Raw genomic sequence first — 11457 nt, 5'->3', positions numbered from 1 at the left:
GTCTCATTACCTGTTTTTTTGATCAATCGACATCTAATACCCATCAACTCGGGAAAAAGTCGATTGCCCAGATGGTGGTCATTAGCGCAACTTTTTCTGCTGGGAAGCTGATTGAACGTAATACCAAGGTTAATTGGCGCTCTAACTTAGGGTTATTGAGCTCACTTGATTTAATCGTTACCTTGCTGATATTGCCATTGGGTTGGATGACAATTTCAAACATCACCTTGCCTTTTAAAAAAGGATCTTTTCGAAGTGCGCGATTGTACAACGAATAAAGCCGCGATTTATTGGCTTCCAATGTACGCCTAAGAGCCGCTTCAGAACGTTGCCCACCTTGGCTAGCTTGACTGGCTTTTTCAGAAACGGCCCCTTGGGTAGCTAATACTTCTTCTTTTGCTAAACGTATTTGTTGAGTTTGGTTGCCACTTAACGATTCTGCTGCAACGGTTTGGCTTATGGTCGATTTGGCCAAACTGTCGGTTTGCTTATTGGCCGCGCCAGCTAACAAGTCGCGTTTTACTTTGACTTCTTGTGCTGTCGTTTGGTCAAGTTTACGTTGCGCTGCGGGTTTAACATCAAAGGCTTCGCGCATTGAAAAAAGCTCATCTTTCATCGCCGCTAAGCCTGATGTGCTGGCTTTCTCTTTTGCTGCTTCACGCGTCGTCGGCTGAACTATTGATGGCTTTACAGCTTGTTCAACAGACTTTTCGGGTGCCTTTTCTTCTGGTGGTGCAGGCTCCGGTTCAGGCAATGGCTCAGGCGGTTTCACCTCTGGCCTCTCTTCTGGTTTGGCCGGTGGCGGTAATTGCTTTTCTTGCAAGATGATTTTGGCTAATTGCGGTGGTACTTGCTCTTTTACTTCACGTGGAAGTTCAATTTGTTCAAGCATGGGTACTACGACCGCAAAGACGACATAAACTAACAGCAACAACCACAAAATCTGTTTAAACAGTTTGTCTTGTTTGCTGGGTTTAAATAAGTCGCCTAAATCATTAAAGCTCTGATTGGTTTGGTGATGGTGTAAGGTTGCTGTTGTCATATTAGCCCTCACCATTAGCTTGTTTTGCTTGTTGTTCAACCGCCAACGAAATATCTCGGTAACCGGTTGCAGCACAAGCAGCCATAATTTGCTTAAGAACAACATAAGGCGTGGATGCATCGCCAATAATGGTTACTGCCCGGCCATTTTGTTGCTCGGTTTCGCTAAGCTCGCTGCGTTTACTGGCTTGATAGGTCAATTCGTTGGTTAAGGCATTAATAAACTCAGGATTTTGTTGTTCGGTTAAGCCTATTTCATCAGTACCTTTTTGCCATATAGGGCGCTCTTGCACTAATACGGTGTCGGTAAACACTGTAATCACCAGGTTTTCAACTGGCAGTACATCTGCAACAGACACGGGCAAACTGATTTTTTCGATATTTTGCAGTACTCGCACTTCAGATTGATTCACAATTAAGAAAAACACCAAAATGGTAAAAATATCCATTAATGCAACAAGGTTGAGCTTACTGCCAGCTTTTAAGCGTTTGTGGTGTTTAGCTAATCTGCGGCTTCTTGCCGATTGCTTCATCATGGCTTAGCTCCTACTGGTTTTCCAATAGTGGCTTGTATCGGCTGAGCAGCATCGGCGTCATTAGTGGCCGGAGCATCACCTAATGAGATCATCGGAAACAGTTCCGCATCTACCAAATTGGCTGCCACTACCGCTTTAAATGATCGTACCGTGTCCATGGCGGACACGATGGTTTGATAGTCAACCGCAGGATCAAGTAACAATACGATGTCATTTTTTTCTATGCCTTGTTGCTGAAATGTCAGCTTTAAGTCTTGTAGATAAACAGACAATGCGGCGAAATCATAACCTTTATCAGTCAGTTCAAACTGTTTAAGTGACATGCCTGCTGGGTAGTTTAGTGCTAAGCGCGCAGGGGTAATCACTAGTTCGAGTATTTTGGGCTCTTGATCATCTTGTGCTTGTTCTGCTTCAGACAATACTGGCAATTGCAGATTTAAAATACGCACTTGTGAGAACACCAAACTCAACAGGAGTACTGGCACTAACACAATCATCAAATTCATGAATGAGGTGATATCCAGTTCTGCGTCTTGGGTATTAGGGCGACGACGGCGTCTCATACTCATTAGCCTCGGTTGTTATCCGTTTGCTTGTTAAATGACAATGAATTGAGCAGTTTGATGCCTGCCATTTCAATTGAGTCAACGATGGTTGCCGTTTTAGTCTGTAGGCTTGAGTGAAATAAAATCAGCGGAATGGCGGTAATCAAACCAAATGCGGTGGTGTTCATCGCAACAGAAATACTAGAAGACAATAAGTTGGCTTTTTCAGCTGGATCGGCGCTAGCCACTGCCGAGAATGCTGCGATTAAGCCCATAATGGTACCTAATAGACCCAATAAGGTGGCGATGTTAGCGAGCGTTGCTATAAATGGCGTACGCTTTTCAAGGCGTAACATGTATTCCATCACGGTTTCTTCCATGGCGTATTCTACGTCTTCACGGCGACTTGCACTTGATATACGGGCAATACCAGACTGCAACACGTCAAACACAGGCGCTTTATGGTTTTGTGCATGCTGACTAATGGTATTGATGTCACCTGTTTTTAAGGCATTTTTAATCAGTGCAAAAGCGTGCTGATTACTACGATGTGCAGAGCTTAAATATAACCAGCGCTCAATGGTAATGGCCAAACCGACCACTAAAACTAATGCGATAGGGTAGATAAATGTGCCGCCATTTTGTAAAAACGCAATGATATGGTCGGTAAAACTCATGTGATGTTCCTTCTCTTTATTGTCGTATTGAACCCTGGCGGTAATGGCTACAGGTGTTCAATTGTTTTTGTTAGGTATTACTCAGTTTTTGGCTAGCATGTTATTTATTTAATGGCTTATTTAATGGCTTATTTAATGGCTTATTTAATGGCTTATTTAAAAGCTTATTTAAAAGCTTGTTACAGGGTGTTTATTGAACTTTTTCTTGTGCGCTACTAGCAAAATCCCTGACTTGTTGTCGAAATACTTTTGGATTGATAGGCCTAAACTCAGGCAGCGTCAGTCGCATGCCTTCGTTGTTAATGTCTATCGGATTATTGATCCCTTGCCACGGCATAATATAAAGCACTTTGGGTTGCTCTTGTGAGCCCGTCACTTGGCTTTGAATGACGACAGGTTTGTTGCTCGCAGGTTTCACCGCTTGTTGCTTTTCAGTGTCATCATTGGCAACCACCTGAGCAGAGACACTCAGTAAACAAGTGGCTAAAAACAGCGGCAATGCGCCAAGACAACGCGTTGTTTGAAACACTTTTAGCATGGTCATCTTAGCCTGCTCCATTAGCATTGTCGGGTAATGTTAACCCTGCGCGTTGAATTTTTATTTCTACGCCAGCGAGCCAATGTTTGGCTTGTTCATCATTTGGCTGGTTAGCCAAATACGCCAGGTAGTATTGGCGGGCTTGCAACAACTTACCGCGATATAACTCTAATAAAATCGCCAAATTTAATTGTGCTTGTGGGTATTGAGGCCACAGAGTTAGCGCCGTTAAATAACCTTGCTCAGCCTGAGCATACTGGCCTTGTACCCTTGCTATATTAGCTTTAATTTGGTGCGCATAAGGATTGCTGTTATTAACCGCAATCGCTTTTGCGAGCAGTGCATCGGCTTGATCTAATTGCTGCTGATTTATCGCTATGATGGCTTTATTGACATAGGCGCCCGACAATTGAGGCTCTGCAACAATCACTTTATCAAACAAACTATTCGCCGCTTGCCATTGCTGGTTTTTCATTTGGCTAATGGCTTGCTGATATTGACTCAATACCGATGTGGGCACATCGGCTAACCGCTGTGAGGCTTGTTCAAGATACACATTACGGTTATCTGTTGAGCCAGCACTGATACTGGTGCTGTTATTGACACTTTTTGTATTGAGGCTAACTAAGTCGACAATGTCTTTGTCCATGCCCTTTAGGCTTGGGTCCGTAGTGGTTTGCTTGTTGGCGTAAGTGCCGCTAGGTGACGTACTACAACCGGGTAACAGCATAAGGCTTACTAGCGCGAATAGTGCCAGTTTCGGTGTCGATGAGGTAAATAATGACTTAATGGATAGCATCGATAACCTCATGCGTTAACTCTTGTTTTTGATAAAGGGCAGGGGACATTTGTGCCAAGCGTTCAAAGCTTTTTTCAATCCATTGATCAACAATATCATCCCATGCTCTTTGGGTATTGCTGATGTGAATTTCGATGGCTTTCTCTTCAAACGGGTAAGCCAGCTCTTCGAGTAAAATCTCGTACTCTTCCAAGGCTAATTCATCTAAGTCGCCAGGGCGTTGTGAGCTCATCATGTCGGCTGCAAGTTGGCGATACATTTCAGCGAGGTTATATGTTGCATGAGGAACGTATTTGGCTAATTGAAAGTCGAGCACTTGTTGATAATAACCAATGGCTTTTTTCATCGTATCTTGTTTGCGCTTCAAGCTTTTTTGCAACGGTGCGTTGAGTTTAATTGCCGCAAAACTGCGTTGTTCAGCTTCACCCAAGGAAAATGCTGCGATAGAGGCAAGTTCAATTTGACGAGCTTGAATGGCATTCGCATCTTGCTGCAATTGTTTGCGATCAAAGCTTAGGATTTGTCTAAACCAGTAATATTGCTTATTAGCTTCACCGCTTTGGCGGTAAAACTCACTCATTTTAAAGCGAACCTCTTGTGCTACATCAAACGGTTGTGGGTAGGTTTTAGCATAAGTTCTAAAGGTGCTGAGTGCGCTACTGTTATCGCCTGCTTTTAAATAATACTCCGCCGCAGTGTATTGAGCTTCACGCTTTAATGCGCCGGGCTTTTCATTGGCGACAATGATCAAAAGCTGCTCGGCGGCTAAATCCCATTGGGCTAGAGCTTCATAGGATTGAGCTAATTTAGCTGGAATGACCGCGCTAAACTCATGGTTTGGATAACGTTGCTGAAACGGTTTTAGTACGTCGACCGCTTCTTGCCAGCGTTGTTGTTCAAGCAATAAGTTTGCTGCATCGAGTTCGGCATTAACCGCATATTTTGATTCGGGCACCGCTTGAGCAACGCGTAATAACTGGCTTACGGCTAATTCTGGCTCGGTTTGTTTAACGGCTTGCGCTTGGAAATAAATGCTTGAAGCCAACAGGTTACGCATTTCTGACCATGAGTCTGTGCTCTTGTCTGTGTACTGCAGCGCTAAAATGTAACCCTCTTCAGCTTGCGCGTATTGCTCTTGCTGATACAAGCTATTGGCATAAAGCTGGCTGACAAACTGCACTTGTTTACGGGCAACGTCTGACAACGGCGTGGCAGTTTGCACTGAGCTTACCGCATTATTGATCGTGTGAATGTCGTGGGCTTGTAATACAAAATCAGTAAAGTATTTAAGGCCGGTGTAGTTTTTAGCATCAAACGAATATTGGGCGGCGTTACTGGCGAGCTGTAAGGCACGCTCGTCAGATGGATACTGATTGATAAAGTCTTTATCTAGCTGATTACGTTGTGAAATGAGTTTATTGTAATCATCAGTATTACTTTGACCACTTTGTTTTTGTTGGTTCTGACCTTGTTGGCTTTGATCATGTTGCGAAATGATTTCGCGTATGGTGACGGTTGTTGCGTAAGCCGATTGCTGTTGTATCTTACGCAAGGCTGCCGACGTTTCTGTGGTGTCATAGGCAATGGCGTAATAACTGGCAAGGGCTTGCTGATATTGTTTTGCTTCAAAATTGGCGTCGGCAAACAAGTATTCGTCATTAAGAATATCTTTAGTGAGTAACTTGCTGGCTTGAGGTAATTTGGCCAATTGTAAATAGGTGTTTAATGCGCTGGCAGCCTGTGCGAAAGCGCTAATTCGTTGTGCACCTTGCTGAGTTTGTGCATCGGCATACAAACGGCGGCTATGCTCGTCACTAAAGCTAAGCAGTTGTGGTAATAACTCTGCTTGCTGCGCTGTGCTGGCATTTACCCAAAAAGTGCTGCTAAGACCATATTGATTAACATAGTCATTTTTCAGCTGATGCATGGCGGCAAACTTGCCTTGACGCTGATAAAGGTCGAGCAAATTTAGCGAATAGCGAGCTGCCCAGATATTGTCTGGCGCCAAATCGATGTATGCCTGATAAGTTAGTTCTGCATCGTAGTCGAGTTTTTTGTCGAGTAAAAATTGGGCCAAATTGGCAAATAATACATGCTGATATAAGTTGATATTCGGCAAGGATTGATTCGCGTTAACTAAGGAAACTAACGACTGAGATTGCAGTTGTTGGCTTAAAGAAATGCTCAATACTCTTTGAGTATCAATCGCCAAATTTTGCGCGCGGCTGCCGAGCTTTTCAAAAGCAAAGTTGTCGGAGGTTAAGTTTGCAATATCACGATTACTTTGCTGGCCGGCCACTAAGGCTTCAAACACTTGCAAGAATGCTTTGTCGGCATTGGCAAGTCGATTGAGTTTAAATTCGGACCAGCCGAGCATATATAAACTGTTCAGTTGGTATTTTTGATTATCATTAGCGGTTAATACTTGCTGATATGCTGTAATGGCTGCAGAGTAATTCTGTAAGTTGTAATAGATTTCACCGCGTCTAAAGTTAAGCTCGGCAAGATACATTGTCTGCGGATAGTGTCGCAGTAATGATTCAACTTCAGCCAAACTCGCATCCAATTTACCCTGTAAATCGAGCGCTTTAGCTAATTGATATTGTATGTGTTCGTTTTCAGGTCGTTGCGGATAACGCTGTAATAATTGTTGATATTCGTTAACTAATTTTTGCAGTGCCGCATCGTTTTGAGTCAACTGAGCTAGCACTTGACTGTCTGGTTGCGACTCATCATCGAGGTCTGCATAAGACTGGGCTTCAAATGATTCGGTATTGATTTGCGCTAAGCGATATTCAACGTGCGTCCGGATTTCAGGATCGGGTTCAAGTGTCAGCAATTGCTGATAAATATTAGCCAACTTGGCACTGCGTTGAGTTTGGCTCATTTCAACACTCGCCACCGTTTCGCTGCTGCGTTTGTTGGCCAAATCGCCTAAGCTAGTGCGTTTAGCTTGTTGAGCATAATCAGCCTGGCCACTGCTAAAGCACCCCGATAATGCAATACCACTGATTAAGATTAATGCGCCTGATAAATAAGCCGATACTGACATTAGCGCGCTCCTTGTGCAGCTGACTCAACTACAGTGGAATCACTTTCAGTCGATTTGTTTACCGCCGATTCGTTTGCTGAGAAGGGATTGATTGGCGCAGTGTCTGCTTGTGACATTTGTTCTAATACATTGGCCATTTGGTGGCGAGTGGTGAGCAGTAGTTGCTGTAACGTATATTGTTGTTGCTGGGTAAAAATGCTCATTTTGCCACGAATATCTCGGTCGGTTTTATCACGCAGTCCGGTAATATTAACGTTCGTGCTGTTAATGTCGGTTTGGGTTTGTTGTTGACGTAACTCAAAGTCAGATAACAAGCGGGTGTTACTCGACAATGCACTAAATCGATTGGCTTGTCGTTCAAGCTGTTCAAGTTGTGTTGTTAATTGCTTCAGGCTTTTTTTATGCTGCCAAAGTCGTTGTGGCAATGTTTGCTGTAATTGCCACTGCAACACCCCTTTAATCCTATCAAGTCGTTGTTGTTCGTCGTCGATATTACGTTGAGTCGCCAATGTAGTTAACCTGGCTTGGCTGGCATCAATACGGTCTATCCACTGTTGCTGGCTTGGGTCGGCAAACACTTGCCCATTTTGCTCTGCTTCAGCTTGGTGAATAATCTTAGCAATACGTTGTTTTTGCTCGTCTAGCGTATTAATCATCTCTGTGTAGGCGAGCTGTTTTTGTTGTTCAATGACGCGGGCTTGGCGCTCGGTGTTGAGGGCTAAGGTGTCCTTTAACCATTGACTGTTAATCTGTTGTTTTTGCACATTGTCGCTAAGTAAATCAAGGCTTAATAAGGTGTGATAATCGGTCGCTAATTGCGGATCATTTAAGGCTTTTTTTAGCCAAGGCGAATCAGTGCTAAAACGCTCGGTAAGGATAAGCTCTAACGCGTCAGACTTGGTTGCCAAGGAAGGTGTTTGTTGATCTACTGTCTTACTGGCAAAGTCGGTGACATTGCTAATGGTGCTAACTGTTTCTGCAAACCCTTTTATCTCGACAATTTTTTGTAAATACAGTTGTTCAGCTTGCTGATACAAGGTTAATCCTTGTGCTAAAGATTGCTGCTCACTGACTTGTTTTGCAGTTAACAACGCGGCTTGCCAGGCTAAATTTGAGTAGGGGTATTGCTGCTGCAATAGCGATAGCAACTTAAACGACATGTCATAGTGCTGTTGTTGCTGGGCCGAGTAGGCAAATAAAAACAAAGCGGATTCAGCATAAGGACTTTGCTCAGGAAAATCGCTCAGTTCGTTATAGGCTAAATCGTATTGTTTATTGGCGACATACAACTGTGCCAACAGTAACTTTGCATAATCATTGATGGCCTGTTGTTGCAACAAGGCGTCTTTAACTTCTGGCAATAACTCATCGTTATCGTCAAAAATGTCGGGCTCTACAAAAGGGTTAAACACTTGCTGCCAAAAATTAATCTTGGGTGGCTGCCATTGTTGGCTTTTAAGCTCAATTAATATAGGTTGTGCCGCACTGTATTGTTGCTGCTTCATGTGCAACAACGCCTGGTTTAAGGCGATGTAAGCGACAGATGAACTTGCTGGTGGCTGGTCATCTTCTGATGTTGATTGTTGCTGTACTTGCGCGGTTAATGGCGGCGTATCTGGCCAATAAGCTAATTGGTTTAATACATGATACTGCTCGACATAATCGGGCAGTAATGTGGTAATTCTGCCTAGCGTAAGTTTGGCTGTATCAATGTCGCCGTGTTCAATTTGTTGTTCGCTGAGCTGTAACAAAGCGATTAATAATAATTCAGTTGGCGATGTGGCTGACTTCGTTTTGCTGCTATTGGTATTAGTACTGTTATTCGCTGTGGTTTGGGTCGAAGTATTTGCTTGTTGTTGTTCAAATTGTGCCAAGGTTTGGGTGGCTTGCTCGTGCAAGCCAATCGACACTTGTAGTCCGGCTTCGAACAATTGGCTGCGATCAGAATAGATCTCTTTGCGTTGACGGTTGAGGCTAATTTGTCTTAATGCTGCGCCATAATCGCCAGCAAAATAAAAGTACAATGATTGACGGTAAAACTTATCTTCTAAGTCTGTTTTAGCTGCCGTTGCCTCCATTGAGTCCTTCACAGCATTTTCTGCAGCTTGAAGGTCTGCCGCTTGAAGAACAGTCATGTGCAAGAGTGCCAAGCAACTGCAAAACATGGCGGCACAGCCGAAACGTCGTGTGAGTTGGTTACTGATGTGAGCTAGCATAAGGCTAAATGATTGAGTGTTAACGGCCATTGTTGTTTACAATACCCACTGTTCGACTTTGATATCAGCCCGATAGCTTGATTCACTGTCTTCGACTTTGAGTTCTATCATTACTGTTTCATCGGTTTTATCAAAATTATGGCTAATGGCCCGTTGCACTGTACGACCTTCGGCATCATTGCCAGTAAATATTGCGGTTAGCAGGTGAGGGCCCATTTTAAGATTACCCAGGTAAATACGCTGAATTCCACCTTGCTCTAATGCTTTGCGTTGACGTTCGGTATATAAAAAACCGCTAACATTATTGTCGTCAATTTTTAACTCAACACTGTCGAGTTTGAGAAATCGGCCCACATCAACCGACACAAAAACCGCGATTTGGGTGCTGGCAGGAAACAATAAATCTTCTTCTAAAATAAATAGATCGCGATTGAGTTTTAGTACTTGGCTTTTAATGTCTTCAAGCTCGCTGGCTAATGCACCATTGCCTTGTTTGGTATCTTCAGCTTGGGCTGGTAATGCAAATAAACCAGCAATCAGTAACGTTGCTGCGAATAACCGCGTTAAAAAAGCACCCCATTTACGGTCGGTAGTCATAGTTATGGCCTTGGCAATTACGTTGTTAAAAGTATCAATATTTAGGGCGAACAATTAAAAATACACGCTGACAAAAGCGCGGATGACATTGGCAGAGAACCCATAAAACGGTTCGTTGCCCACTCCGCCATCTGCGGTAGGGTCTCTAAAGTTATTGTATTGAAAGTCAATATAATCCCATTGCAGCGATGCTTCTGAACGAGTGTCGCCAAACGATACCGAGGCGGGTAATTGATAGGTAATGCCTATCCCGTAAGTGATGTCGCTAAAGTCACTGAGTTCTTTGTCGCGTGCAAGGTAGTTTTGCGCGTCGCGATAAGGAAACAAGTCACTGTAAAATTCAGCTTGAGTTTGCTGGTAATAACGCACTTTAAATTCTAATTCGATACTGTCGCCTAGTGGATGTCGATATCCAAGCTCTACATCACTGGCGGTGATTTCCCAGCTGTCGTTAAAGTGGCGGTAATGAAAAAACAAGGCTGCGCGATAAGGTAAAAAGTAACTGGCCGAGAACTTTGCTGCAAACGAGTTGCGGGTTTCTGGGTACACTTCTGCCTGATAAGCCACACCAGATGGAACGCTGTTGTCTATGTATCTCACTGTGCGGTATGGGTTATTTAAATAGCCGCTGTCTGCTATCGCTTCAACGTTAAAGCTGGCGGTAAGGTTGCGGGTTAATACTTGATTGATGCCAGCGCGAATCCGATATTGCTCGCTTTGCTCTTCAAACTGGTCGTCACCATTGCGGCGAATCTCATTATCGCCATAAGACAAACCCAGATTTAAATTGGTTAAATCGCCAAAGGTGTCTTGTGACACATTGATGCTAAATGATTGGGCTAAATAATCATCTTCATCACTTTGGCGCAGGTTAAACGACATCAAGGTTTTGTCATGCAGGTATTCAACCCCAAATTGTCCTTCGTTACGCTTTTCTGTGTACGCACTGGCAGTGCTGATAACGTCCACAGATGCGGATGAAATACTGTCTAAATAATAATATGCGGTAAATGCGACCGATTCAGAGGTCTTTTTTCTGAGTAACACTGACGGGCCATCAATGGTCATGCCGCCGCCTTCGTAGCTGTGATACAACACGTCAGCGCGATCAGGATCGAGCACTGCAGCTTGGGCAGACAAGCACGTCATACTGACAAGTAATGCCGTGAATAGCTTAATGCTTTTATTGAGCAAATTAGTTACAGCCACAACCACCACCTCCGGTTCCTTCAGCGCCACGGGCCGATTCACGACCTTCAAGTACGTGAGCCATATGCATGCTGGCACTTGGATGGCGATTTAAGCGCATGATGGGGTCGGCTAAATTTTGACGCTCGTAAGGTTTAACCCAAGGCTCAATGCCCATACTCGTGCAGCCACTCAAAGTAATTAAGCTTAATAGCGCAATGCAATTAAGCGATAAAGCAGTGATACGAGGAGATAAGGTTTTTTTCAT

11 protein-coding genes are annotated in these 11457 nt (G+C 43.8%); all 11 read right to left on the bottom strand.

Annotated features, from left to right (window positions below):
- Nucleotides 1–43 precede the first annotated feature (43 nt).
- Nucleotides 44–1042 (bottom strand): AgmX/PglI C-terminal domain-containing protein, encoded by a 999-nt coding sequence (locus AAEY94_RS00830; protein ID WP_350976529.1) that lies wholly within the window; start codon nucleotides 1040–1042, stop codon nucleotides 44–46.
- Between the two features lies 1 nt (nucleotide 1043).
- Entirely contained in the window at nucleotides 1044–1577 is a 534-nt protein-coding gene (locus AAEY94_RS00825; RefSeq protein ID WP_101087747.1) for an ExbD/TolR family protein, read from the bottom strand.
- Nucleotides 1574–2140 (bottom strand): biopolymer transporter ExbD, encoded by a 567-nt coding sequence (locus tag AAEY94_RS00820; RefSeq protein ID WP_101088193.1) that lies wholly within the window; start codon nucleotides 2138–2140, stop codon nucleotides 1574–1576. The genes AAEY94_RS00825 and AAEY94_RS00820 overlap by 4 nt, the downstream gene beginning before the upstream one ends.
- Before the next feature lie 5 nt (nucleotides 2141–2145).
- On the bottom strand, nucleotides 2146–2799 hold the full coding sequence (locus AAEY94_RS00815) for a MotA/TolQ/ExbB proton channel family protein (RefSeq protein WP_182743854.1): 654 nt from the start codon (nucleotides 2797–2799) through the stop codon (nucleotides 2146–2148).
- Between the two features lie 190 nt (nucleotides 2800–2989).
- On the bottom strand, nucleotides 2990–3343 hold the full coding sequence (locus AAEY94_RS00810; RefSeq protein ID WP_350976524.1) for a hypothetical protein: 354 nt from the start codon (nucleotides 3341–3343) through the stop codon (nucleotides 2990–2992).
- A 1-nt stretch (nucleotide 3344) separates the two neighbouring features.
- Nucleotides 3345–4136 carry a tetratricopeptide repeat protein gene (locus AAEY94_RS00805; RefSeq protein ID WP_350976522.1) on the bottom strand — a complete coding sequence of 264 codons (792 nt, stop codon included), beginning with the start codon at nucleotides 4134–4136 and terminating at the stop codon, nucleotides 3345–3347.
- Nucleotides 4123–7188 (bottom strand): tetratricopeptide repeat protein, encoded by a 3066-nt coding sequence (locus AAEY94_RS00800; RefSeq protein ID WP_350976519.1) that lies wholly within the window; start codon nucleotides 7186–7188, stop codon nucleotides 4123–4125. Before AAEY94_RS00800 ends, AAEY94_RS00805 begins: the two co-directional genes overlap by 14 nt.
- Nucleotides 7188–9323 carry a tetratricopeptide repeat protein gene (locus AAEY94_RS00795; RefSeq protein ID WP_350976517.1) on the bottom strand — a complete coding sequence of 712 codons (2136 nt, stop codon included), beginning with the start codon at nucleotides 9321–9323 and terminating at the stop codon, nucleotides 7188–7190. Before AAEY94_RS00795 ends, AAEY94_RS00800 begins: the two co-directional genes overlap by 1 nt.
- Nucleotides 9324–9440: 117 nt before the next feature.
- Nucleotides 9441–10001: an AraC family transcriptional regulator gene (locus AAEY94_RS00790; protein WP_101087753.1), complete on the bottom strand. Its 561-nt coding sequence runs from the start codon at nucleotides 9999–10001 to the stop codon at nucleotides 9441–9443.
- 54 nt (nucleotides 10002–10055) lie between these two features.
- Nucleotides 10056–11210: a DUF3570 domain-containing protein gene (locus tag AAEY94_RS00785; RefSeq protein WP_242445187.1), complete on the bottom strand. Its 1155-nt coding sequence runs from the start codon at nucleotides 11208–11210 to the stop codon at nucleotides 10056–10058.
- A complete protein-coding gene (locus AAEY94_RS00780; RefSeq protein WP_137226525.1) occupies nucleotides 11197–11457 on the bottom strand; it encodes a DUF4266 domain-containing protein in 261 nt (86 codons plus the stop codon). The genes AAEY94_RS00785 and AAEY94_RS00780 overlap by 14 nt, the downstream gene beginning before the upstream one ends.

Origin of the sequence: Shewanella sp. AC34-MNA-CIBAN-0136 (assembly GCF_040309945.1) — a bacterium.
In the GTDB taxonomy this organism is placed as follows: domain Bacteria; phylum Pseudomonadota; class Gammaproteobacteria; order Enterobacterales; family Shewanellaceae; genus Shewanella.
Note: the sequence above shows the minus strand (reverse complement) of the source record. Positions and strands in the feature narration are given on the sequence as shown.